Source organism: Polaribacter porphyrae (assembly GCF_002954685.1).
Lineage (GTDB): Bacteria > Bacteroidota > Bacteroidia > Flavobacteriales > Flavobacteriaceae > Polaribacter > Polaribacter porphyrae.
Genome location: NZ_MSCN01000001.1, coordinates 3,464,400 through 3,488,960 on the forward strand (window position 1 = coordinate 3,464,400; position 24,561 = coordinate 3,488,960).

Sequence of the window (24,561 nt, forward strand, 5' to 3'; positions counted from 1 at the left end):
AAAGCCAGCTATTGCTGGCTTTTTTTAATGCTTATTTTCTTGTCTGACAGGAATATTTTGAATTAAATCAATATATAAGTTTACTTGTTTTTTTAAATTTTTTCTTTCATAAATAGCATCTAGAAATCCATGTTCTAAAACAAATTCTGAACGTTGAAAACCTTCTGGTAATTCTTTACCAGTGGTGTCTTTAACAACCCTTGGGCCAGCAAAAGCAATTAATGCATTTGGTTCTGCAATATTAATATCGCCTAACATAGCATAAGAAGCAGTTGTACCACCAGTTGTTGGGTCAGTACATAATGAGATATAAGGAATTTTAACTTCTGCAAGTTGAGCTAATTTTGCAGAGGTTTTTACTAATTGCATTAAAGAAAGTGATGCTTCCATCATTCTAGCTCCTCCAGATTTAGAAATCATTAAAAAAGGAATTTTATTTTGAATAGCATAATCAATAGCTCTTGCAATTTTTTCGCCAACTACAGAACCCATAGAACCTCCAATAAAAGCAAAATCCATTGCTGCAATTACCAAATCTTTACCTAAAGATTTACCAACTGCAGTTCTTACAGCGTCTTTTAATTTTGTTTTTTCTTGAGCTGCTTTAACTCTATCTGTATATTTTTTGGTGTCCTCAAATTTTAATGGATCTTTAGAAGTTAATTTTTCATTTAACTCTTCAAATTTATTATCATCAAAAAATAACTCGAAATATTCTTTGCTACCAATTCTTACATGATAACCATCTTCTGGGCTTACATATAAATTCTTTTTTAGTTCTTCAGTATCTATAATTTTTCCACTAGGAGTTTTATACCAAAGACCTTTGGGTGTGTCTTTCTTATCTTCTGTTGGAGTTTGAATTCCTTTATCTGTTCTTTTAAACCAAGCACTCATAGATTTGTTTGTTTAAAAATTGTTGTTTGTTTTTATTCCTTAAAAAAGAAACCAAATACAAATGTAACAGAATTTTGTTAAGTATTTACTGCAAACAAAAAAAAAGCATTTTGAAATTTTTCAAAATGCTTTTTTAAAGATTTATTCTTTAAAATTTATAATGTATTTACATTATTTAAATCTGCAAATGCTTGTTTTAATCTTGTTTTAAAAGTCTCTTCTCCTAAACGTAACCATTTTCTAGGATCATAATATTTTTTGTTAGGTTGATCTGATCCTTCAGGATTACCAATTTGAGTTGCTAAATAATCTGCTTTTCCTTGCATGTAATCACGAATTCCTTCTGTGAAGGCGAATTGTAAATCTGTATCAATATTCATTTTAATTACACCATAGCCAATAGCTTCTCTAATTTCTTCTAAAGTAGAACCAGATCCTCCATGAAAAACAAAATCAATATGATTTTCTTCAACACCATATTTTTTTGTAATAAATTCTTGAGAGTTCTTTAAAATTTTAGGAGTTAATTTTACGTTTCCAGGTCTGTAAACTCCATGAACATTACCAAAAGCAGCAGCAATTGTAAATTGTGGAGAAACTTTCATCAACTCTTCATAAGCATAGGCTACTTCTTCTGGTTGTGTATATAATTTAGAAGCATCTACATCAGAATTATCAACACCATCTTCTTCACCACCTGTAATACCTAATTCAATTTCTAAAGTCATACCCATCTTGCTCATCCTAGCCAAGTATTCTTTACATATTTCGATGTTTTCTTCTAATGGTTCTTCTGATAAGTCTATCATGTGAGAACTGTATAATGGCTTCCCTGTTTCTTCAAAATGCTTCTCTGATGCGTCTAAAAGACCATCAATCCATGGTAATAATTTCTTTGCACAATGGTCTGTATGTAAAATTACAGGTACTCCATAAGCAACAGCTAATTCATGAATATGTTTAGCACCAGCAATGCCTCCTGCTATTGCAGCTTTTTGATTTTCATTAGACAGGCCTTTACCTGCTTGAAATTGAGCACCACCATTAGAAAACTGAATAATTACTGGTGCATTTAATTCTTTTGCAGTTTCTAAAACACCATTAATTGTATTAGAACCAACAACATTAACTGCTGGCAAAGCAAAACCTTTTTCTTTTGCGTAGTTAAAAATTTCTTGAACTTCTTTACCTGTTGCTACACCAGGTTTAATATTATGACTCATTGTAACGTTTTTTTATTTGATATTTATCTCCCCAAAAATAGTAAAATATGTACTCTTTTTTAACAATAAGCTTTATAAATAACGAAAACGTTATCTTTTTTAGAAAGGATAGTTAATACCTATATTATATACAGCATTGGTAAAGTTATAGTTTTTAAACCATTTATTTCCATCTAAATAGGGTTCATAAGTTTTAAAACCAACATCAAAACGAACAATTAAAAAGTTAAAATCTAATCTTGCTCCAAAACCAGAACCAACTGCAATATTTTGCAAGGATGATAAGCTATTCAGTTTTGCATCATTTTCTACAAAGCTAGAACCAGAAATATCCCAAATATTACCAGCGTCAATAAATAAAGCTCCTTTTAATCTACTAATAACATCAAAACGATATTCTGCACTTGTTAAAAATTTAAAACTACCTGTATTAAATTCTAATCCAGAATTTCTTCTACCTGGTCCAAGTTCGTAAGTTTGCCAAGCTCTAATATCATTAGAACCACCAGCAAAATAACTTTTTACAAAAGGTACATCAGAATTATCATAGGTTACAATTGCACCTAAAAAAGTTCTAAAACCAAATACAGAGTTTGTTGTACCAATGCTCCAGAATTTCTTATACTCAATATCAGTTTTAAAATATTGAGCTAATGGAATGCCTATAAATGTTTTTTTATTATTTGCATTTGTTTTTTTAGAGAGTAACCCCAATATGTTTCCAGAATTAGAGACTCTTATTTTAAAAAATGAAAAATCATTGTCTTCAAAATTCGATTGGTTATTGTATGTGTAAGAATATGCAATTACAGGAATTAAAAAATCTGATGTAATAATATTAAATCGATTTAAGATATTAAGTGAGGTATTGAATTCATCTGGATTTGAATTTCTGAAACCAGTATCACCTGCAACTCTGCGTATAAAATTTAAAGAAGATGCAACTTGTGTATTATCTCTAGCAAGTGGAAAATTGGTATTCGTATTATTTACATTATCATAAACTTGAGCAACATTATTTAATGTTTCAAATTCTGAACTATATATATTAAAGTAACTGTTTACGTTCAAATTTTTGATGTATTGTACATTTAGTACTTCTAATTGTATGGTTTTTTTTGGATTGTATTGCCATTTATAATCTGTTAAGAATGTAAATGTTTGCCTATCTAAACCAATATTTTTTTGAAAACTAAACCCTGCAGAAAATAATGTTCTAGGAGACATTCTTTTGGGTACCAATTTACCCAACCCAAAAGGAGCTACAAATCTTGGTACTTCAATAGAAACATCAGTACCAATTTCCCATCCAGGGCCATTATTAGAATTGAACCAAGAACCTAACATTGATAGTTTTAATAATTCAGCACCTTTAAATGTATTTCTATTTGTAATAGAAAATTTTGCAGAAGTACCAATATTCCTTATGTTAGAATGTGTAAGTTCAGTTTCAAAACCTATGGTATATTTTTCAATTGGTGCAAGACGAATATCCATTTTTAATTCACTTTCATCATCAGAAAAACTGGAGAAATTAATATTTGTAGTTTTAAAATTTTGTAATGACTTTAAATGAGTTCTTGTTAAATTTCTTAAGGTATCTTTATACACATCATCTTTTATTAAAAAAATAGATTGAGATAAATATTTGGGATTGTATTTTACTTTATCATGAGCTAAAAAGTTGATTCCTTTATATCTTAAAGTATCTCTGTAGGGCTCTCCAATTTTAGTAAAAGAATAATCTGTGTAAACGTTTACTTCTTTTATGGTGTGAACTTTATAAGGTTTTTCATTATACTTACCATCTTTTTCTTCTAGTTTATTGGCAGACATTATAAAATCTACATTAACTTTATTATCTGTTCTAGTAGAATCTAAATATATATAAAAACCTAAAGCAGATTCTGTAAAATTATAAATACCATTGTTTCTAAATAATTTTACAACATTTGAAGCTTCATTTCTAAAAGTTTGATCTTTATACTGATTTCCTTTTTTTAGTAAAGTTTTTAGATTTGAGTTTTTATAGATAGAGTCTAAAACAGGTGACTCGATTTTTATGTTTATGGTGTCTAAAGTTGTAGGCTTCCCTTTATTGATGATGTATTTTACAATTGCTTTTTTATTGATAGAATCTCTTTCGATTTCTGTTGATACAGAAGATTTAAAATAACCTTGATTTTTGTAATATGCCCATAAATTATCACGTGTTTTTTTTACTTTTAGTTTACTTACTATCTGGGGTGATTCGTAATTTAAAAGCCATTTATTTAAATTAATAAATGAGTTAGCATAAGCAATACTTTGTTTTTCTGAAAAAATATTTTTTACAAATTTGTATGAGTTAGGATTCTCTTTTGCCCATTCTTTTGGTGTTTTTGGTTTATCATGATTCCCTAAATTGTGAATATATAATCCTAAAGGCAATCCTAATAAACGCGAATTTCGCTTTTGAAGAATATATTTTTGTAAGTCTCTGCCACTAGTTTTTACACTATCTAATAAAATAATATTTTTTGTGAGCATAAAATCACCATCTGCTACATGTTTAGTAGAATTACATGAAGCAAAAAATACAATTAGTAAAAAATAAGTGGTGTATTTTTTCATTACTTTAGCGATGCAAAGAATATCAAAAATAGTATATTTTAACGGTTTTTTCTTATTTACAATCAATTAATGAATATCTCTAAAAGTCAACTAAAATTAATAACAAGTTTATCGCAAAAAAAGTATAGACTTAAGCATAGATTATTTATTGCTGAAGGTATAAAAGTGGTACAAGAATTTCTAAAATCATCTTTAGAAATAGAAAATATTTTTTTGGTTGATGATCTTGAACTCGATATTCATTTAGACAAAGTTGTAAAAATATCTGAAACTGAATTAAAAAAAATCAGCAACTTAAAATCACCCAATAAGATTTTGGGAGTATTTAAAATTCCTGAAGAAAAAAAGATTCAACATAAAGGGTTAGTTGTTGCATTAGATGGTATTAATGATCCTGGTAATTTGGGTACTATTATAAGATTATGTGATTGGTTTGGAATTACACAATTACTATGTTCAAGAGATACAGTAGATTGTTATAATCCTAAAGTTGTACAGTCAAGTATGGGATCTTTAACAAGAGTTTCTATTATTTACACAGATTTAGAAAACTTTATACAAGAAACTACTTTGCCAACCTTTGTTGCTGATATGGATGGTGCTAATATTTATCAATCTAAATTACCTAAAGAAGGAGTTTTGATTATGGGAAATGAAGCAAATGGAGTTTCAGAAAAGGTTAAAAAAAGTATTTTAAATACAATCGCTATTCCAAGATTTGGACAAGTTAAAGAAACAGAAAGCTTAAATGTAGCCACTGCAACTGCTATTTTATTGAGTGAGTTTAGAAGAGGTTAACAGCAATTAGTAGCAGTTTTTAGTAAGCTGGTTTGAGAAAAGATTATATGAAGAAAATCATTCTAAAAATTAATAATCTAACAGAAAAATTGCATCTGATTATTTATCAAATAACAATAGCTTTTACTTTGTTTTTTTACTTTGTGTTAAAAGGAGCAACAGGTCACAAGTTTGTGATTACTAGTGAAGAGGTAATATATTCAATTTTAATACTTTTAGCGTTTATTTTTAGTGGATTGTACGAAGAACGAGGTAAATTTGGTCAATCTTTTAATAAAGTAATTTCTTGCTTGCTTTTAATCTTTGCTATTCTAACTTTTGTGATGGCATTATATTATTTGTATTTTACTTTCACTTTTGATTATGGATTTAAAGAAGAGCTAATTTTCTTTTTACTTCCAATACTTTTTACTTGGTGTAATTTTTATTTGATAAAAAAGATAATTAAAGAATTAAGAAAATAAATAAATTTTCAATCAGATTAAAAGAAAGAAAAACTTTACAATTTTTTTACTTTACAGCTAAATTTACTCAAAAGCCAAATTCAAAAACACACCTCTTGTTCCCATATAGTTTACTGGAGCTGTCCATTGGCTATTGGGGTCGTTATCATATTTTATTTCATTATTAATAGCAAAAATACCACGAATTGAAGGTGAGAACTTAAAGAAATACAAATAAATATCTATACCAATACCAACCTCGTACATAAAGTTATGTGTTTTCATTCTAAATTGCCCTTGAGAGTTATCTTCTTGATTACTTTCATTACTGGTAAAATTGTAATTATAAGAAACCCCAGCTAACAAATAAGGACGAATATTTTTATATCGATCAGTACTAAACTTTAAAATAACTGGTACATGCAAAAAAGTAGAACTTACTTCTCTAACACTATCTCTTTCTGTAGTTAAATGATTAAAATAGATATTTTTAGAATTGGTCATTAAACCAGGTTCTAAACGTAAGTTTAAGTTTTTATGCAAACGTAAATCTGCAATTAAACCTACATTAAATCCTGTTGAAGGAGAAACTGTGATATTCGCATTTTGAATACTACTATTTCTTAAATTTAATTTAAAATCATTTTGATTCAAACCCAGATAAAAACCATAATGTATTTTTCTATCATCAAAAGTAGGTAGGTTTTCTACACGTTCTCTTTGTGTGTAAGCTTTAACAGCAAATAAAATGGCAAAACCGACAAGAAAATATTTTTTACTCATGCTTATTTAGTGGCAGTATAAATTGTTGCAACTCCAAAAGTTACAGGTGTATCTTTAGTATGTGTAAACCCATTTTTTTGCAAAATATTGTTGAAAGCTTTACCAAAAGGAAAAGAATTTGCAGATTCTGATAAATATGAATATGCAACTTTGTCTTTCGAGAATATTTTTCCGATTATAGGAAGAATAAAATTAGTATAAAATTTATAGCCTTGTTTAAATGGAAATTTTGTTGGGTTAGATGTTTCAAGAATTACCAAAACACCTGTTGGTTTTAAAACTCTAGCAATTTCTTTTAGCCCTTTATTAAGATTTGCAAAGTTTCTTACACCAAATGAAACTGTAATTGCATCAAAAGTATTATCAGAAAAAGGCATATTTTCAGAATCGCCAACAATCATTTCTATTTTATCTGATAAATTTGCTTTAGAAATCTTTTGTTTACCCACTTCTAACATTCCAGCAGAAATATCTAAACCAACTATTTTATCTGGTTTTAAGGCAGACATCATTATTGCTAAATCGCCTGTTCCTGTGGCAATATCTAGTATTTGTTTAGGATTATTTTTACCAACAATCTCAACAACTTTTTTTCGCCATTTTACATCTATTCCTAAAGAAATTACTCGATTTAAATCATCGTAATTGCCAGAAATAGTATCGAACATTTGTGCAACTTGTTCTTTTTTACCAAGTTTAGAATCTTTATATGGGTTTATTTTTTCTGCTGACATTTTTTATCCGTTAATGGCTACAACTTCATTAATTTGATTAGGTAACATTTCTTTTAACAAGGTTTCGATTCCATTTTTTAATGTTGCAGTAGAAGATGGGCAACCACTACAAGCACCTTGTAATATTACACTTACCACTTTATTTTGTTCATCATAAGAGCGAAAAGCAATATTACCTCCATCACCAGCAACTGCAGGTTTTATGTATTCGTCTAAAATGTCTACAATCTGTGCAGACACACCTTCGAGCTCAACCTTTTGAGTAACTTTTTCATCTTTTTTTTCTAAAGATGATTTACTAGGCAATTCTTTGATTATAGTTTTACCTTCAACTAAATATTCTCGAATAAAAGTTCTCACTTCTGCAAAAACTTCATTCCATTCTACCATATCATATTTGGTGATAGAAATGTAATTATCAGAAATAAAAACTTCTTTAATAAATGGAAAATTAAATAATGACTGTGCTAAAGGCGATGATTTACTAGCTTCATCAATATTTTTAAATTCGACATCTGTTTGCGTTAATGCTTTATTAGTGCCAAATTTCATTACAGAAGGGTTTGGAGTGGTTTCTGCATACACTTCAATTGGCTCTCTTTTGGTAGATGTTGAGGTTTCATTAACTACAATACCATCATTCGCTAAATAGGTTTCTATTTGCTCTCTTACCTCTTCTTGAACATCAATCCATTCAACAATATCAAAACGTTGAATTGCAATAAAATTAGCTGTGATAAATATTTTTTTTACAAATGGTAAATAAAATAATTGTTGTGCTAAAGGAGAATTTTTTGCCTCATCAATATTAGCGAATTCATAACTACCACCATTAATTAAAATCTTTGTGCTGTTGAATTTTATAATTGTATTATTGGTAGTTTCTTGAATGGTAATTTTTATCTCTTGCATAATCTAAAAAGTAAGTTGCAAAATTACGTCAAAAAACTGAATTGCAATAAAAAAGACCTTGTATTTCTAAAACATACAAGGTCTTTTCATTTTTTTAAATTATAGACTTATAGAAACTGTTGCTGTAAAAACTCTGTTGTCTAAAATTAAGTTTGCAGGGTTTACATTGAAACCAGCATAAAAGTTATAAGGTGCAGTTCTGTTATTATCGCTATATGCGAAATCTAATTTAAAGCTACCAAAATTATAACCTCCACCAATAGAATATGCTTGTAGGTTATCAGTTTGTAGTGCATCATTTAAAGGGCTTTCTTCAAACCTGTATCCTCCTCTTAAACTAAATCTATCAAAACGCCATTCTGTACCTACATTAAAATTGTTAGTACTTCTAAAATTGTCTTGTATAGATTGGTTTTCAACCGAAAAATCAGCACCAGATAAGTTGATTCCTCCAAAGTTTTTTCTACTGTAATCTAAACTTAATAATCCAAATTTACCAAAGATTAAAGCACCACTTGCAGTAATTTTACTAGGTGTTCTCAACCTATATATAAAACTTTGTGATGGGAAAAAACCACCAGCTGTATTGTCATAAATTCTGTTGTCATTACTCACTATTATTTCAGTATCCCCTTCAAAACCATCATTATTAGTAATGTTACTATCCTCTATTATTTCTGTGTACCAAGTTGGTGTTTGGTATGATAAACCGAATCTAAAGTTAGGATGTGCTTTGTAAATAAATCCAAAATTTGCAGAAAACCCTGTGCCAGTTATAAAGTTCTCTTGATAAAAATTAGCATCTAGTTCATTATCATTTGCATCCCTATTAAATTCTGTTAAATTAGATTGTTGGCTGAAATTAAGGTCGTAAAAATTTAACCCTAATCCTAAATATAATCTATTTTGATGTACAGAAGAAAACGCAACGTTTAATTCACTTAATTCTCCCCTATAATCATTTGTAAAACGTTGTTCATCTGCAATATTATAATTTAAAGCAGGATTATTATTGTCTAATGGAAATTCTGTAAAAGTAGCAACACCACTATTTCCTTGTGCTAAAAAACTATCTTCAAAGTCTTTTGTAATTCTGTAGTTAAACCCCATAGCAAACTTACTCCAGTCATTGCTAAAAGCACTATCAAAAACTAAAACAGCACCAGCTTGAGAAAAATTTATAAACTGATTTTGAGTCAACAATGAGTTTCCATAATAACTAGTATTTATATCAGAATTTCTAGAATTTAAAGTACCTGAAAAGATGCTATTGTTAAAAATTGAAATTCCTGCAGGATTGATATTCATTGCTGAAATATCTCCACCTAAAGCCCCAAATGCACCACCCATTGCTGTAAAACGAGCTGTACCATTATTATCATCTTGCGAAAATAAAAGACCTAAATCTTGGTATCCTAATGATTGAGAATAGGATGTAAAAGTTACTGCGAATAATATCGCTATTGATATAATTTTTCTCATGTTGATGGATTTTTTTACTTAAATATAACTATTAGTTTCTACCTCTTCTAGATGATGAACTTCTCCCTGAACTTCTAGAACTACTTCTTGATGAAGAAGATCTTGTACTAGAATTTCTACTAGAAGAACTTCTTGAAGGTGTATAACTTCTAGAACTGTTTCTATTTGATGATCTTGCACTTCTATTACGAGTAGAACTTCTAGAAGGTGTGTAGCTTCTGTTATTTCTACTTGAAGAGGATCTTCTTACTCTAGAACTGTTATTATTACTTCTAGATGTACCACTTCTTCTTATTGTGCTACTTCTTCTGGTAGAACCTGTGCCTCTCCTTGCTGTTGAGCCAGAACTTCTTCTAGTTGTTGAACTTCTTCTAGAATTTAATATTGTTGAGCTTCTCCTTGCATTAGTGTTAGATCTTCTGCTAATAGCAGAATTATTTCTTCTATTGGTTGAAAAACGATTTCTAGAACTAGCTATTCCATTTCTTCTACTATATACATTATTTATACCTCTTCTACCATATCTGAAATTTCTATTAAAACGATTGTTGTTCCAAGCCCAATTATTCCAAAATCTATTTCCTCCCCAAAATCTATTTCCTCCCCAGAAAGCTCCACCCCAAGCCCAGTTGTTATGAAAAGGGTGCCAAAAAGGGTTTCCACCCCAAAAACGATTTCCCCAAAAAGGATTGCCCCAAACTCCCCAATTGTTAAAAGCCCATGGATCATTAAATCCCCATCCCCAGTTATTCCATCCATTATTGAAGCCTCCACCCCAAAAAGGATCGTTAACAAGGTTAATATTTACAACTACATCATTTTCTTCATAACCCCAAGGTTGATTAGAATCATAAACTAAAGAATCATTTACTATTTCATTAGAATTATAGTCATCTGCATTTAGTAATATATCACTATTGTCGAATCTAAATTCTTCTAGTTTTCTAGAAAAATAGTTATCTTCATACTCTTCAACTTCATCTTTATCCTCTAAAACTATAACTTGTTTATTTTCTCTTTTAATTGTATCATCTCCATAAATACCATCATCGCTATAAACACTTTGGTAAGTTCCACAAGAAAATAAAAGCATATTAACTGTCATTAAAAGTATAACTTTTTTAAAGTTGAGTTTTTTATATTGTGCTTTCATAATGATATTGTTTAAGTGAAACTTATTATTCTAGAATAATTGTTTTAAAACACTAAATTATAGTAGTTTTGTACCGTTTTTTGTGTAAAACGATTTTTTAACAAAAAATTCACTTTAAAGATAACAATATTTGTGCCAAAGTTTAAAAGATGAGCAAGAAGTTAACAAAAAGAGCAGATGATTATTCTAGATGGTATAATGAGCTAGTAGTAAAAGCTGATTTAGCAGAAAACTCTGCAGTTAGAGGATGCATGGTAATAAAACCTTATGGTTTTGCTATATGGGAAAAAATGCAAGCAGAATTAGATAGAATGTTTAAAGAAACAGGGCATCAAAATGCATATTTCCCCTTATTTGTTCCTAAAAGTTTGTTTGAAGCTGAAGAGAAAAATGCAGAAGGTTTTGCTAAAGAATGTGCTGTAGTCACTCATTATCGTTTACAAAATGATCCTGAAAAAGAAGGTAAATTAAGAGTTGACCCAGAAGCAAAGTTAGAAGAAGAATTGGTTGTAAGACCAACTTCTGAAGCGATTATTTGGAATACCTATAAAGGATGGATTCAGTCATATAGAGATTTACCATTGTTAATAAATCAATGGGCAAATGTTGTAAGATGGGAAATGAGAACTCGCTTATTTTTAAGAACAGCAGAGTTTTTATGGCAAGAAGGGCATACAGCCCACGCTACAAAAAATGAGGCTATAGCAGAGGCTAAACAAATGCAAGAAGTTTATGCAGAGTTTGCAGAAAATTTTATGGCAATGCCAGTAATAAAAGGTGTTAAGTCTGATAGCGAGCGTTTTGCAGGTGCCGAAGATACTTATACAATTGAGGCTTTAATGCAAGATGGAAAAGCTTTACAAGCTGGTACGAGTCATTTTTTAGGACAAAACTTTGCAGAAGCTTTTGATGTTAAGTTTACCAGTAAAGAAGGTAAACAAGAGCATGTTTGGGCTACTTCTTGGGGAGTTTCTACACGTTTAATAGGAGGTTTAATTATGACACATTCAGATGATAATGGCTTGGTTTTACCTCCAAAATTAGCGCCAATTCAAGTTGTAATTGTACCTATTTACAAAGGTGAGGAGCAATTAGAAGCTATATCAGAAAAAGTAAATAAAATTGTAAATGATTTACGTAAGAAAGGAATTTCTGTAAAGTTTGATAGTAGAGATACATATAGACCTGGAGCTAAATTTGCTGAATATGAATTAAAAGGTGTACCAATAAGAATTGCTATTGGAAATCGTGATTTAGAAAATGGAACTCTAGAAATAGCAAGAAGAGATACTTTTGAAAAACAAACTATAAACCAATCTGATGTAGTAGCAACAATTGAGAGTTTATTAAATGAAATTCAAGAAAATTTATTTAAAAAGGCAATTAATTTTAGAAAAGAGAATACTACAGTTGTAAATGATTTTAAAGAGTTTAAAAAAGCAATAAAAAAAGGAGGTTTTATTTCTGCACACTGGGATGGTACTGAAGAAACAGAAGATAGAATAAAAGAATACACAAAAGCAACAATAAGGTGTATTCCAAATGATGTAGTTGAGGAAGCTGGGGTTTGTGTTTTAACAGGAAAACCTTCCTCAAAAAGAGTACTTTTTGCAAAAGCCTATTAAAAAATAAAAATTATTAAAAATTTATTGCAGATTTTTAAAAACGTTGTATATTTGCATCCGCAATTAAGAGATATTTAATTGCTATGGTCCGTTCGTCTAGGGGTTAGGACGCCAGGTTTTCATCCTGGTAACACGGGTTCGATTCCCGTACGGACTACAAAGTTTTAATAACGTAAGAATAATAAATAATGGCAAATCATAAGTCAGCATTAAAAAGAATTAGAAGTAACGAAGCTAAAAGGTTACGTAATAAATATCAGCATAAAACTACTCGTAATGCTGTTAGAGATTTACGTGCAGTTGAAGACAAGAAAGATGCAGAGGGAAAATTATCTAGTGTAATTTCTATGTTAGATAAGTTAGCTAAAAACAATATTATTCATAAGAATAAAGCTGCTAATTTAAAATCTAAATTAACAAAGCACGTAGCTGCATTGTAGAATTTAATTTTCACTCAAAATAAAGTAAAACTCTGAATTTTTATTCAGAGTTTTTTTGTTACCAATCATAGTTTTTATGAGCGTCTAGTCTTATAAAAATAAAGAGAAGTATTGTAAAACCCCAAAGAGAAGATCCACCATAACTAAAAAAGGGGAGTGGAATACCAACTGTTGGTAGTAAACCAATGACCATACCTATGTTTACAATTACATGAAAAAAAAGTATTGAAGCCACACTGTAGCCATATATTCGCCCAAATTTATTAGTGTGAGTTTCTGCTAAATAAATAATCCTATACATTAATGCCATAAATAGAATTACTACAAGACTAGTACCAATAAAGCCCCATTCTTCACCAACAGTACTAAAAATATAATCCGTATGTTGTTCTGGTACAAAATCTCCTTGTGTTAAATCTCCTTTTAAAAATCCTTTGCCTTTAAGCCCTCCAGAACTTATGGTTAATTGTGATTGATAGGAATTATAACCAATTCCTCTTTTATCTATTTTTTTTCCTAATAAAATATCAAACCTATCTTTTTGGTGTGAAGGAAGTATATTTTTATAAACATAACCAGTTCCGAAAATAAATAAACCGATTACTAAATAAACACTAATTATTTTATGCCAATTAAATCTAAAAAAACGTTTCCCTCCTCTATAGATTAAATAAAAAACAAGAATTGTGAGGAGCAAAAATGTTGATAAAATCATCCATTTATAACCGAAGTAGATTGTTAATATAAATAGCATGATAAATGCAGTTCCAAGTAGTATATAATTAGAAGTTAGCCCTTCTCTATTTAATACAAAGAAAAATGATAAATAAATAACTGCAGAACCTGCATCTGGCTGTAAGAAAATTAAGAATGCTGGAAAAAATATGATAATAAACGCTTTAATTTGGTTTTTAATCAATTTTAGGCTGTAGAGTCGATCACTTAATAACTTTGCAATTGCTAATGCTGTAAAAGCCTTTGCAAACTCTGAAGGTTGCAATCCTAAAACACCAAAATTAAACCAAGATTTTGCACCATTGATTTCTTTACCAAAAGGAAATAACATAAGTAGCAAGAAAATTGAGAGAAAATAAAAGATACTTGCAAACTGCTCGTAAAACTTGGAGTTGAAAAAAAGAATTGTTACTATTAATGGTATAGTTAAACTTATAAAAATAAGTTGTTTACCATATTTTGTAGAAAAACTTAATAAAGAAGTGTCAGTTTCAGTTTTTGATGCTGCATAAATATTTAACCAGCCAAAAGCAACTAATGCAAAGAATAGAATTACTAAAATCCAATCAATACCTGCAAAAATATTATTTCGTTCCTGACGCAATTTCTTCTTGTTTTGGAATTTGTTTGTCGTAAACTTCTTGTAAACTAATAGCTAGCATATTCTGTTCTCTATATCTATTTCTCGAAGATATTTGCCCGTTTAAATACTTTTCTATAATTAAACTAGTAATTGGAGCTGCAATTGTAGAGCCATACCCTCCGTTTTCAACAAAAACTGCTAGAGCAATTTTGGGATTGTCTTTAGGTGCAAATGCAACTAAAATGGAATGATCTTCTAACTGCTCTTTTTCACCATCAACTAAAATAAAATTTTCTGCTGTACCAGTTTTGCCACAAATTTTTATCCCTTTTACTTGGCTATATTTTCCAGTTCCTGTTTTAAAAACTTCAAACATTGCTTCAACAACAGGTTTAAAGTATTCTTTATCTATTGTGGTATTTTTTTTAGTTGTAAAATTTTCATTATCAATTTTTTCATTATCAATTTTCTTAACAATATGTGGAGTGTAAAAATAACCTCTGTTGGCAATTGCAGCAGTAAAATTAGCTAATTGAATAGGTGTTGTTAAAATTTCTCCCTGCCCAATTGCATTTGAAATAATTGATGAACCATTCCAACTATAATTTAATCTATCATCGTAATATTTACCATCTGGGATTAAACCAGGTACACCTGCAGGTAAATCATATCCTAGATAATTACCTAATCCAAAACTTTTAACATGCTTGCTCCAATTATTTTGACCTTCAGTAGGTTTATTATCTTTTTCTAAAATTCTCTTATATGTATTTGAAAAGTAGCTGTTGCATGATTTAGCAATTGCAGTTTTAAGTTTAATTGGTCTTGCATATATATCACAATGACATTTCATAAACTCATCTTTTCTATATCCATATCTAAAACCTCCATAACATCTAAAAGTTGTTTTCTGGTTTATTACATTTTCTTGTAAACCGATTAAAGCATTCATCATTTTAAAAGGCGAACCTGGAGGATAGGCTGCAAGTAAACCTCTATCATAACTTGGTTTTGTAATACTGTCTTTAAATAGGATGACAGAGTTTTTAGATCTTTTTCGGCCTACCAACATATTAGGGTCATAGGATGGTGCTGTAACTAAAGCTAGTATTTCTCCTGAAGAGGGTTCAATTGCAACAATACCACCTCTTTTTCCTGTCATTAATTTTTGAGCATAGATTTGTAAGTCAATATCAAGAGTTAATGTTAAATCTTGACCATTTTGAGCTAAAGTATCATACTTTCCGTTTTCGAAAGAGCCAGTGACTTTATTTAAATTATTTCTTCGAAAATATTTTTTACCTTTTCTACCTCTCAAAATATTTTCATATTGTCTTTCTACACCGTCTTTTCCTTCTAATTCTCCTTGTTGATAATAATTGCTTTTTTTAGCTTTTTCCTCATTAACCTCACCAATATAACCTAAAACATTGGCAGCAGCTTTTATTGGGTAATCTCTAATAATTCTTTTTTGGATATAGAAACCAGCATATTTGTGTAGTTTTTCTTGTAAATAGGCGAAATCTTCTTTAGCTAGTTGTTTTAAAAAAACTGATGGTAAATAAGTAGCATATTTTTCTGCCTTTTTAAATCGTTTTAAAAAATTTTGTTTATCAATTTTTAATAACCTACAAAATTCAAGGGTATCTAGTGGTTTAACTTTATTTGGTTGCACCATTACATCATAAGAAAGTTGATTGGCTACTAAAAGTTTACCATTTCTATCATAAATATATCCTCTTTCTGGATAAGCATATTCAATTTTTACAGCTGCATTGTGTATTGGGTCATAATTATCACCTCTAATAATTTGAAGTTGAAACAGTCTGCCAATGAAAATACATCCTGTTAAAGTGATTAAAAAATATAATAAAAAACTTCTTTGCATCATTGACTTTTCATAAAAATATAAGTTCCTAAAAAATATAATACTAATGTGAAAATACCTGAAAACAATGTGTTTAAAAGTACATCAGAAAAATTTTGGAGACTAAAATTAATAAAAGAAAAATAGATAAGATGATGTATTATTGTTAAAGTTACTATATAGTTAAAAACTTTTCCAAATGGCTCTAATTTTAAATCAAAAAAAGGGTAATCTGCTGTTACTTTTTTGAAATAAAGTTTTATAAAAAAAAGCCTTACATAAGCAATTGAAAGAATAGAAAATGCATGAATTCCTCCTGTATCTGAAAAAAAATCAATTAAGAGCCCAAGTAAGAAGCTATAAAATAAAAAAGAAAATCTGTTTTCTTTTAAAGGATATAAAAAAACAAAAGCGATGTACAAGTAAGGATTAATGTAGTCTAAAAAAAGAATATTATTCAATACAAAAACCTGTAAAAACAACAGGAAAAAAAATGAGGTTACTAAATGAACTGTTTTGTTATTCATTTTCTAAATTTTCTAGAGCTTTTATTTCTTCTTTATGAAAATTTTTGATGACATACACATATCCTAAATTACTCATGTCATTGAAGAGAGTAACATTTACTTTATTATCTGCAGTATTACCTTTGTTTATTTCAGAAATTGTACCAATTAAAATTCCTTCAGGAAAAATAGCTGATTTCCCATCAGTCTCAATTGTATCTCCAATTTTTAAAGGTGCTTGCCTAGGTATGTCAGCAAGTTGTACAACACTATAATTTTTTCCATCCCAACTTAATGAACCAAAATAATTAGTATTTTTTAAACGTGCATTGATTTTACTATTCTTATTTAAAATTGATTGTATTCTTGCATATCCACCAGAAGTATTATCAGTGATACCAATAACACCTTTACTATTAATTACAGCCATTTCTTTTTCTATTCCTTGGTTTCTACCTTTATTGATTGTGATAAAATTAAATGATTTTGAATAGCTGTTTTTAATAATTTTAGCGCTAGTAAAAGTATATTTTTGATGATATTTTATGCTATCTATCATTGTAGAATCTATATCTAAATTGATAGAAATGTTGTGTTCAAGTAGATTTTTTAATCTTACATTTTCTTCTGCAAGTATTTTATTTTCAGACTTTAAACTAAAATATTCTGAAATATTTGATGACCCTGAATATAAACCACCAGTCACTACACTAGCAGAGTTTATAAACTTACTTTTATGAAAATCTAAATTGTTAAATATTAATGTTAAAGCAATGAGTTGCAACAATAAAAAAAAAAGAAAATACTTAAATTTTTGAAAAAAATAGATAAGTTGTTGCATTCGTAAGACTTAAAATACTAGTTCATTAATACGTTTTTGTATTTGTTCAATTCTTTTAAAGCGATTCCAGTTCCGCGAACAACAGCTCTTAAAGGATCTTCAGTAACATAAACAGGTAAATCTGTTTTACGAGATAAACGTTTGTCTAGACCTCTTAACATAGAACCACCACCTGCTAAATAAATTCCTGTATTGTAAATGTCTGCGGCTAATTCTGGTGGCGTTTTAGATAACGTTTCCATAACAGCATCTTCAATTCTTAAAATTGATTTGTCTAATGCTTTTGCAATTTCTCTATAAGACACTTGAACTTGTTTGGGTTTACCACTTAACAAATCTCTACCTTGTACTAACATTTCTTCAGGAGCGTCATCTAAATCTTCGGTAGCAGCACCAATAGTAATCTTTATTTTTTCTGCGGTAGTTTCACCAACATGTAAGTTGTGTTGTGTACGCATGTAATACATAATATCACTAGTAAATAAATCACCAGCCACTTTTACAGATTGATCACAAACAATACCACCAAGAGCAATTACAGCAATTTCGGTTGTACCTCCACCTATATCGATAATCATATTACCTTTTGGCTCCATAATATCAATACCAACACCAATTGCAGCAGCCATTGGTTCGTAAATTAGATATATTTCTTTGGCATTCATATGTTTTGCAGAATCACGAACAGCTCGCTTTTCAACTTCTGTAATTCCTGATGGAATACAAATAACCATTCTTAATGCTGGTGGAAATAATTTCTTTTTAATCGATGGAATTTTCTTTACAAACTCCTTAATCATCTCTTCTGATGCTTGAAAATCTGCAATAACTCCATCTTTTAAAGGACGAATTGTTTTAATATTTTCATGCGTTTTTCCTTGCATTAAATTGGCTTCTTGACCAATGGCAATGATTTTACCAGTAATTCTATTTCTGGCAACAATAGATGGGCTATCTATAACCACTTTTCCATTGTGAATTATTAACGTATTTGCGGTTCCTAAATCAATCGCAATATCTTCCGTCATAAAATCAAAAAAACCCATAAAATATCTTTCTTGTATTTGAAGTGTAAAGTATTACAAAGTTAATAAAATAAATCTTGTAAAACCGTTAATTTTATTAATGTTTAAAATGTCTTGTACCAGTCATAACCATTGATAAATTATTGGCATTACAATAATCAATACTCAAATGGTCTTTTATAGAACCTCCTGGTTGAATTACACTTTTAATTCCAACTTTATCTGCAATTTCTACACAGTCTGGAAATGGAAAAAATGCATCGCTAGCCATTACAGCTCCATTTAAATCAAAACCAAAACTAGTTGCTTTTTCAATAGCTTGTCTTAAAGCATCAACTCTACTTGTTTGTCCTGTACCACTTGCTAATAATTGATTGTTTTTTGTAAATACAATGGTATTCGATTTTGTATGCTTACAAATTTTTGATGCGAATAATAAATCACTAATTTCGCTTTCTGATGGTTTAGTATCAGTAACGTATTTTAAATCATCAATAGTATCCGTTTTTGCATCTTTATCTTGCACTAACAAACCATTTAAAGCGGTTCTTACATTTTGATTTGGCAATTCAGTAATTTTCTGAATTAACAATACTCTATTTTTCTTTCCTTTTAAAATTGATAAAGCTTCCTCTGTGTAACTTGGCGCAATCACAACTTCACAAAATAATTTATGAATTTCTGTTGCAGTTTCAGTATCAATTGCTGTGTTGGCAATTAAAACTCCACCAAAAGCAGAAACAGGATCTCCAGCTAAAGCATCTATATAAGCTTGCTTTATAGTAGCTCTTTGTGCAAAACCACAAGCATTATTATGTTTTAAAACAGCAAATGTTGGGTCTTCTCCAATAAATTCGTTCATTAAATTTACAGCAGCATCAACATCTAATAAATTATTGTAGCTTAATTCTTTACCATGTAATTTGTCGAACATTGCCTCTAAATTACCAAAGAAATATCCTTTTTGATGCGGGTTTTCTCCATAACGTAAAACTTTAGAAGTTTGCTCGCTAGCTTTAAAAACTACTTCCTCTTCATTAAAATAGTTGAAGATGGCAGTATCGTAATGAGAAGAAACATTAAAAGATTTTGCAGCAAATTTCTTTCTTTGTTCTAGAGAAGTTTCTCCATTATTTTCTGATAAAATTTCTAAAAAGGCATCATATTGTTCCATAGAAGAAACTGTAAATGTGTCTTTAAAGTTTTTTGCTGATGCTCTAATTAAAGAAATACCACCAATGTCAATTTTCTCGACAATATCTTGTTCTGATGCACCAGAAGCAACTGTTTTTTCAAATGGATATAAATCTACAATTACTAAATCTATTTGTGGAATTTCATATTCTAGCATTTCTGCAACATCTCCTTTATGATCTTGTCTGTTTAAAATACCACCAAAAACTTTAGGATGTAATGTTTTAACTCGTCCTCCTAAAATTGATGGATAAGAGGTTACATCTTCTACAGGAACAACGTTTATTCCTAATTCTTTGATGAATTTTTCTGTTCCTCCTGTTGAATAAATAGTTACATTAAGTTCGTCTAATTTCTTTACAATTGGTGCTAAACCATCTTTGTGAAATACAGAAATTAAGGCTGATTTAATAGTTTTTGAAGTGCTCATTTTGTGTTGTGTTGTTAAGCACGCAAATCTAAACAATCAAAGAGGAAAAGACAATAAAAAGATAGTAACAAAATTGGAGAGTAATTAACAAAACATTTGTTTTGTTTTTTGCCACAAATTCACCCATTAATATTAATTATCAATTCATTAATTATCGATGAGATTATCTTATCTCTATAAACTGTATCTATCAATTTGAATGTTTCTATATTCTTAAAATTTGATAAAAAAATGCTTCTTGATTCTTCAAATTTAAAATATCCCCACTTTTTACCTTCAATTTCTGAATTGTATCCCCAAGAAAAACCTTTTTGATCATTTGAAACATAATAAATTCTAGATTTGATTGAAAAAGTTATATATATTAATTTCCTATAACTTCTATGGGTTACTTTTGTAATTAGAGCATTTGTTGGACATACACTTTTCACATTGAATTTAGTATCAATTTTTAATTTTAATTCATGCCAAAATTCGTAAACTGTGTGCCATTTTACGTGTTTAAATTCTGTTTCAAAAACAGTATTTTTTCGTTCTTTAGTATTAAGATAAAAGTTGAATGAAGTGTTTATATTTTTTTCAATTAATTTCTTTAAGTCATTAGCTAATTTATAATCATTTGTTATCTCAACTAATAGTGCTTTATATTGATTTATTGTATCTGATAGATAAGATTTTTTTAAATCAATTAAACAATTATTTAACCAATCTTGAATAAATTTAATATAATCTATGAGAATTACATTAAGTTTTTCTTTCCTAAAAGAATTTAATAGCGTAGGTTCTTTTGCGTCGAGAGTTAAATAGATTAGATAAATTTCTAAATTTTTATCTTTATTAAAATACTCTTCTATTTTTGTTTTATAGCCAAATAACTGTGGAATTTGATTTCCTTCATTATCAATTTTGTTACTGTCTTTTGCAAAAAATTTATTTTCTATGATAATTACTTGATTCTCAATTTCAATATAAATATCAATATCTTTCCATTCTGATTTTTTTAATTCGTTTGGTTTTACTGTTATTTTTTTTGAGAGATCAAAATCTATATTTTTATTTCTTTCTTTTAATAAATCTAAAAATTTTTCAAGAAAAAAAACTCCTTTTCCATGGTTGGAACTTGGTGCTAATAAATTTGAAATAAACCTAGAATGTAATCTTCTTTCATCTGTTGGTTTATGTAGAACTTTAAAAATATTGAACTTTTCAACAGAATTATAATTATATGTATCTGCTAAATCATCTAACTTCTTAATAAATTTATCTTTTTCATTCATAAATTTATAATTTGTGTTATAAACCTACAAAATCCCAGCAACTTTTTTACAAACATACTCTAATAAAATAGTATCATTATCTGTAAACGTATTTGCAGTGTGAGAATCAATATCAATTTGACCAATATTTTCGCCATTCACAAAAATCGGAATTACAATTTCAGATTTTACTTTCCAGCCACAAGAAATGTAATTGTCTTGTTCTGAAACATCTTGAACTACAAAGTTTTCGTTACTTACTGCAACTTGTCCACAAATACCTTTTCCAAAAGGGATAATTGTATGTTCAGTTTCTTCTCCTGTATATTGTGCTAATTTTAGTTCTTCTTTATTTCCGTTTTTAAAGTAAAAACCAACCCAATCATAATATGAAATTTTACTTTCTAGAAAATCGCAAATAGTTTGTAGTTTTTCTTCTTTAGTGCTTTTTGATGCTATAATTGTACTAATTTCTTGTTGTAAAAAAGAGATATTCATTTGTTTATAAATTGATTTGTTTATGAGATGCAAAACTAAATTAAAATTCTAGTGTAGAATAGGGATTTATTTTGATGCTTTGTTGATTGATATCAAAATAACTTACAAGAATGATCAAAAATTAATTTTTGATAAACTTACTATGAAACACTATTTTTTCTTTGGTAAAAACTTTGACAAAATACATTCCATTATTTAGTTTAGATACATTTATTTGATTTTCTTCTTTTGAATTTGTTATCAGTAGTTTTCCATTTATATCATAAATTTCAACTTTATGTATAGGCTGTTTTGTTTTGATATACAGAAAATTATCAGTTGGATTTGGGTAAATTGAATTTTGACTAGCATTTAAATTATCTATATTTAAGGTTGGACTATTAAAATTCACAGAGCGTAAAATTGTAAAATCTCCTCCATTTGTAATTGAGTTTTTTCTACTAGGTCCTACAAAACCAGTTTGCTCTAGAGTAAGTTTTATAATATTACCAACATAGTTTGATAAATCTAAAGTTAAATCAGTGTAAGGGTCAAATCTTGATGTTTCAGGATTATAACTGTTTCCAATTTGCTCTCCATTTACCTTAACTCGGAACCAAGAGGTTTTAGGATTAGTGTAGCGATGTTGTTTAAACGTAATGGTGGCATTCAAATCAACTAAATTTGTAGCATTAATCAAAAAATAAACGCTACTTATAAAGTTTTTATTTGCATTCCATGCTTCATCTTCTGTTGGATCTAATCCTCCAGTCCAACCATATGTATTTCTAGACCATTTCTGGTCAAGATATAGTAGTTTATAAAAATCTTGATAAACCTTTGAGTATCTGTTATGGTTTATGGTAAAATCTGTATTCGTAAATGCATCTGATCTTCTAAAATCATTTTCATAGGGTACCTCTAAAACATCTGGATCTGTTGATTTGTATAATTTTAGCCAAGGAGAGTTTGAGTTATCACATTTAGAACGAATATAAATATTATAGGGTTTTGCTTTTTCTAAATTAGAGAAAGTATATGTTTTTGAATCAATAGCAGTACCAATATTATTAAATTCTTCATCGTGTTTGGTGTGGGCAATTTCCCAATTAGTGGAGTCAGAATTCCAATTAACAGTAATGCTGTTTGTGGTTGTTGTAAAATTGATATTACTTGGAACAGAACATGTGGCATTTCTTAAATTTATATCATCAATATAAGATTTGTGATTATAATTTCTTGCCAAATGCTCTAAAACTAATACTACTTTTTTTCCTACAAAGTCTGATAAATCAACAGATATTTTTCTTGTTGTTTCTTCAGAAATATCATCACTTTTATATTCAAATTCCTGTAATTGCCCATCAATATTTAATCTTAAGAAGGTAGAAAAGCGAAATTGTTTTAAACTAAATTCAAAAACTGGTTGGGTTGCATTTTGAGTCAAATCGAGAGTAAAATATACTCTACCAATAAAATTGTCATTTGTCTTCCATAAATCATTATCATTATCCCACCAATTGTAAAATGAAAAATCGGTTGAACCATTTAAAATTAAACCTTTTGAAGAGCTATTTAAGCCAGATTCATCTGAAACTTTTATAAAAGCACCTTGACTTTCTTCAGCATAATAATTGTTTGTATCTGTTTCAAAATCTATGGAAGAAGGAATGGTTAACGCTAAAGGTTTTGTGTTAAAATAATATTTTTTATATGCAGTTGGTACAACATCGCAATTAGACTTATAATACAAAATATAGTTTTTCCCAGGGATTAAGTTGGATAATGTGATGTCATTTTCAGTGGTTTCAAAATCTGTGGGTTCATCATCTTTTTCTAATGCAATTTTATATTGAAATCCATTGATTTCATTTGGGTTTTCTATTGTAAAAGATGCTTGATTTTCATCAATTATATCTTCTTTTAAGGTAAAATTAATGGGACACCTCTCTAAATTACCAATAAACTGGGTGTGTGCAAAAGAGTTTTCATAAACACCTGTAGTCTTTCCATTATGTGTAAATGTCATTTTACTTCTTAAAGGCGGATTATTAAAATTTTCTTGGCCTCTATAACCAATTGTAGAACTGGTAGTAAAACCTTCATGGGTATCTTGTACTTCAAGCAATAAGTTTTGAGTTCCATTATAAACAAATGGTGTAGTAAATCGAATAATTGTGTAATCACCATCTATAGATACACCAGCATTAAATACTTCAGTTAACGTCTGTGCATTTAAAAAAGATTCTCCTGTAGAAAATTCTTCTTTATCAGTATGCCCCAGTCTTACTATCCAATTTCCAGAATTTTCTGATTTTGACCTACGAAAAGCATTTCTAAAACGAATCTCATTTATTTCTCCTTTAAATTCTAAATCTTCTTTGTAATAAATAGTTTGCGAATGAGAAAATTGAGACCTAGGGCTTATAGGTTGAGAAGTGAAATCACCTGTGCTTCCAACTCTTTTTTCAGAAAAAGATTCTGTTTGTGCAAATGAAGTGTATGATGTAATTAATAAGAAAGTTAAGAAATACTTAAACATAA

Annotated in this window: 21 protein-coding genes and 1 tRNA gene; 5 read left to right on the forward strand and 17 right to left on the reverse strand. The window is 29.0% G+C overall.

Annotated features, from left to right (window positions below; translation table 11 throughout):
• Positions 1–24 precede the first annotated feature (24 nt).
• From accD to tamL, 3 genes are all read right to left on the reverse strand, one after another.
• Positions 25–897, reverse strand: a complete 873-nt coding sequence (gene accD, locus BTO18_RS15505; RefSeq protein WP_105017101.1) for an acetyl-CoA carboxylase, carboxyltransferase subunit beta — start codon at positions 895–897, stop codon at positions 25–27.
• A 155-nt stretch (positions 898–1,052) separates the two neighbouring features.
• A complete protein-coding gene (gene fbaA, locus BTO18_RS15510; protein ID WP_105017102.1) occupies positions 1,053–2,120 on the reverse strand; it encodes a class II fructose-bisphosphate aldolase in 1,068 nt (355 codons plus the stop codon).
• A 99-nt stretch (positions 2,121–2,219) separates the two neighbouring features.
• Complete coding sequence (gene tamL / locus BTO18_RS15515) at positions 2,220–4,733, reverse strand: translocation and assembly module lipoprotein TamL (RefSeq protein ID WP_105017103.1); 2,514 nt, start codon at positions 4,731–4,733, stop codon at positions 2,220–2,222.
• 69 nt (positions 4,734–4,802) lie between these two features.
• Here tamL and BTO18_RS15520 point away from each other — a divergent pair, with 69 nt between their 5' ends.
• Both BTO18_RS15520 and BTO18_RS15525 read left to right on the forward strand, forming a co-directional pair.
• The gene (locus tag BTO18_RS15520) at positions 4,803–5,531 is read left to right on the forward strand and encodes a TrmH family RNA methyltransferase (RefSeq protein WP_105017104.1); all 729 of its coding nucleotides are present in this window, start codon (positions 4,803–4,805) and stop codon (positions 5,529–5,531) included.
• A 47-nt stretch (positions 5,532–5,578) separates the two neighbouring features.
• Complete coding sequence (locus BTO18_RS15525; RefSeq protein WP_105017105.1) at positions 5,579–5,995, forward strand: hypothetical protein; 417 nt, start codon at positions 5,579–5,581, stop codon at positions 5,993–5,995.
• A 63-nt stretch (positions 5,996–6,058) separates the two neighbouring features.
• Here BTO18_RS15525 and porT read toward each other — a convergent pair whose 3' ends face one another.
• The 5 genes from porT to BTO18_RS15550 form a co-directional block, all read right to left on the reverse strand.
• Entirely contained in the window at positions 6,059–6,757 is a 699-nt protein-coding gene (porT, locus tag BTO18_RS15530) for a type IX secretion/gliding motility protein PorT/SprT (RefSeq protein ID WP_105017106.1), read from the reverse strand.
• A gap of 2 nt (positions 6,758–6,759) precedes the next feature.
• Positions 6,760–7,491: a bifunctional demethylmenaquinone methyltransferase/2-methoxy-6-polyprenyl-1,4-benzoquinol methylase UbiE gene (gene ubiE, locus BTO18_RS15535; RefSeq protein ID WP_105017107.1), complete on the reverse strand. Its 732-nt coding sequence runs from the start codon at positions 7,489–7,491 to the stop codon at positions 6,760–6,762.
• Positions 7,492–7,494: 3 nt separating this feature from the next.
• On the reverse strand, positions 7,495–8,403 hold the full coding sequence (locus tag BTO18_RS15540) for a NifU family protein (RefSeq protein ID WP_105017108.1): 909 nt from the start codon (positions 8,401–8,403) through the stop codon (positions 7,495–7,497).
• Positions 8,404–8,502: 99 nt separating this feature from the next.
• Positions 8,503–9,885, reverse strand: a complete 1,383-nt coding sequence (locus BTO18_RS15545) for an OmpP1/FadL family transporter (RefSeq protein WP_105017109.1) — start codon at positions 9,883–9,885, stop codon at positions 8,503–8,505.
• Positions 9,886–9,916: 31 nt separating this feature from the next.
• On the reverse strand, positions 9,917–11,038 hold the full coding sequence (locus BTO18_RS15550; protein WP_105017110.1) for a hypothetical protein: 1,122 nt from the start codon (positions 11,036–11,038) through the stop codon (positions 9,917–9,919).
• 149 nt (positions 11,039–11,187) lie between these two features.
• Here BTO18_RS15550 and proS point away from each other — a divergent pair, with 149 nt between their 5' ends.
• The 3 genes from proS (at position 11,188) to rpsT (ending at position 13,103) form a co-directional block, all read left to right on the forward strand.
• A complete protein-coding gene (gene proS / locus BTO18_RS15555; protein ID WP_105017111.1) occupies positions 11,188–12,663 on the forward strand; it encodes a proline--tRNA ligase in 1,476 nt (491 codons plus the stop codon).
• Positions 12,664–12,748: 85 nt separating this feature from the next.
• A tRNA-Glu gene (locus BTO18_RS15560) sits at positions 12,749–12,820 on the forward strand.
• Positions 12,821–12,851: 31 nt separating this feature from the next.
• Positions 12,852–13,103 carry a 30S ribosomal protein S20 gene (rpsT, locus tag BTO18_RS15565; protein ID WP_105017112.1) on the forward strand — a complete coding sequence of 84 codons (252 nt, stop codon included), beginning with the start codon at positions 12,852–12,854 and terminating at the stop codon, positions 13,101–13,103.
• A 58-nt stretch (positions 13,104–13,161) separates the two neighbouring features.
• Here the strand turns inward: rpsT and rodA are convergent, their stop codons facing one another.
• From rodA to BTO18_RS15610, 9 genes are all read right to left on the reverse strand, one after another.
• Positions 13,162–14,442 carry a rod shape-determining protein RodA gene (gene rodA, locus BTO18_RS15570; protein ID WP_105017113.1) on the reverse strand — a complete coding sequence of 427 codons (1,281 nt, stop codon included), beginning with the start codon at positions 14,440–14,442 and terminating at the stop codon, positions 13,162–13,164.
• Positions 14,423–16,309, reverse strand: a complete 1,887-nt coding sequence (gene mrdA, locus BTO18_RS15575) for a penicillin-binding protein 2 (protein WP_105017605.1) — start codon at positions 16,307–16,309, stop codon at positions 14,423–14,425. Before mrdA ends, rodA begins: the two co-directional genes overlap by 20 nt.
• Positions 16,309–16,815 (reverse strand): hypothetical protein, encoded by a 507-nt coding sequence (locus BTO18_RS15580; RefSeq protein ID WP_226789018.1) that lies wholly within the window; start codon positions 16,813–16,815, stop codon positions 16,309–16,311. The genes mrdA and BTO18_RS15580 overlap by 1 nt, the downstream gene beginning before the upstream one ends.
• The gene (gene mreC / locus BTO18_RS15585; protein ID WP_105017114.1) at positions 16,808–17,635 is read right to left on the reverse strand and encodes a rod shape-determining protein MreC; all 828 of its coding nucleotides are present in this window, start codon (positions 17,633–17,635) and stop codon (positions 16,808–16,810) included. The genes BTO18_RS15580 and mreC overlap by 8 nt, the downstream gene beginning before the upstream one ends.
• 17 nt (positions 17,636–17,652) lie before the next feature.
• The gene (locus BTO18_RS15590) at positions 17,653–18,681 is read right to left on the reverse strand and encodes a rod shape-determining protein (protein WP_105017115.1); all 1,029 of its coding nucleotides are present in this window, start codon (positions 18,679–18,681) and stop codon (positions 17,653–17,655) included.
• Positions 18,682–18,757: 76 nt separating this feature from the next.
• Positions 18,758–20,284, reverse strand: a complete 1,527-nt coding sequence (purH, locus tag BTO18_RS15595; protein WP_105017116.1) for a bifunctional phosphoribosylaminoimidazolecarboxamide formyltransferase/IMP cyclohydrolase — start codon at positions 20,282–20,284, stop codon at positions 18,758–18,760.
• A 119-nt stretch (positions 20,285–20,403) separates the two neighbouring features.
• Positions 20,404–21,561 (reverse strand): PD-(D/E)XK nuclease family protein, encoded by a 1,158-nt coding sequence (locus BTO18_RS15600; protein ID WP_105017117.1) that lies wholly within the window; start codon positions 21,559–21,561, stop codon positions 20,404–20,406.
• Between the two features lie 24 nt (positions 21,562–21,585).
• On the reverse strand, positions 21,586–22,038 hold the full coding sequence (locus BTO18_RS15605; RefSeq protein WP_105017118.1) for a GAF domain-containing protein: 453 nt from the start codon (positions 22,036–22,038) through the stop codon (positions 21,586–21,588).
• A 121-nt stretch (positions 22,039–22,159) separates the two neighbouring features.
• A complete protein-coding gene (locus tag BTO18_RS15610) occupies positions 22,160–24,559 on the reverse strand; it encodes a T9SS type A sorting domain-containing protein (protein ID WP_105017119.1) in 2,400 nt (799 codons plus the stop codon).
• Positions 24,560–24,561 lie beyond the last annotated feature (2 nt).

Excerpts from the sequence above, each read along its gene's own strand:
- BTO18_RS15610 (WP_105017119.1), bottom strand. The coding sequence starts at position 24,559 with ATGTTTAAGTATTTCTTAACTTTCTTATTAATTACATCATACACTTCA.
- BTO18_RS15545 (WP_105017109.1), bottom strand. The coding sequence starts at position 9,885 with ATGAGAAAAATTATATCAATAGCGATATTATTCGCAGTAACTTTTACA.
- proS (WP_105017111.1), top strand. The coding sequence starts at position 11,188 with ATGAGCAAGAAGTTAACAAAAAGAGCAGATGATTATTCTAGATGGTAT.
- accD (WP_105017101.1), bottom strand. The coding sequence starts at position 897 with ATGAGTGCTTGGTTTAAAAGAACAGATAAAGGAATTCAAACTCCAACA.
- BTO18_RS15525 (WP_105017105.1), top strand. The coding sequence starts at position 5,579 with ATGAAGAAAATCATTCTAAAAATTAATAATCTAACAGAAAAATTGCAT.
- BTO18_RS15540 (WP_105017108.1), bottom strand. The coding sequence starts at position 8,403 with ATGCAAGAGATAAAAATTACCATTCAAGAAACTACCAATAATACAATT.
- mreC (WP_105017114.1), bottom strand. The coding sequence starts at position 17,635 with ATGCAACAACTTATCTATTTTTTTCAAAAATTTAAGTATTTTCTTTTT.
- tamL (WP_105017103.1), bottom strand. The coding sequence starts at position 4,733 with ATGAAAAAATACACCACTTATTTTTTACTAATTGTATTTTTTGCTTCA.
- BTO18_RS15600 (WP_105017117.1), bottom strand. The coding sequence starts at position 21,561 with ATGAATGAAAAAGATAAATTTATTAAGAAGTTAGATGATTTAGCAGAT.
- BTO18_RS15580 (WP_226789018.1), bottom strand. The coding sequence starts at position 16,815 with ATGAATAACAAAACAGTTCATTTAGTAACCTCATTTTTTTTCCTGTTG.
- BTO18_RS15590 (WP_105017115.1), bottom strand. The coding sequence starts at position 18,681 with ATGGGTTTTTTTGATTTTATGACGGAAGATATTGCGATTGATTTAGGA.
- fbaA (WP_105017102.1), bottom strand. The coding sequence starts at position 2,120 with ATGAGTCATAATATTAAACCTGGTGTAGCAACAGGTAAAGAAGTTCAA.
- BTO18_RS15550 (WP_105017110.1), bottom strand. The coding sequence starts at position 11,038 with ATGAAAGCACAATATAAAAAACTCAACTTTAAAAAAGTTATACTTTTA.
- purH (WP_105017116.1), bottom strand. The coding sequence starts at position 20,284 with ATGAGCACTTCAAAAACTATTAAATCAGCCTTAATTTCTGTATTTCAC.
- porT (WP_105017106.1), bottom strand. The coding sequence starts at position 6,757 with ATGAGTAAAAAATATTTTCTTGTCGGTTTTGCCATTTTATTTGCTGTT.
- mrdA (WP_105017605.1), bottom strand. The coding sequence starts at position 16,309 with ATGCAAAGAAGTTTTTTATTATATTTTTTAATCACTTTAACAGGATGT.
- BTO18_RS15520 (WP_105017104.1), top strand. The coding sequence starts at position 4,803 with ATGAATATCTCTAAAAGTCAACTAAAATTAATAACAAGTTTATCGCAA.
- ubiE (WP_105017107.1), bottom strand. The coding sequence starts at position 7,491 with ATGTCAGCAGAAAAAATAAACCCATATAAAGATTCTAAACTTGGTAAA.
- rpsT (WP_105017112.1), top strand. The coding sequence starts at position 12,852 with ATGGCAAATCATAAGTCAGCATTAAAAAGAATTAGAAGTAACGAAGCT.
- BTO18_RS15605 (WP_105017118.1), bottom strand. The coding sequence starts at position 22,038 with ATGAATATCTCTTTTTTACAACAAGAAATTAGTACAATTATAGCATCA.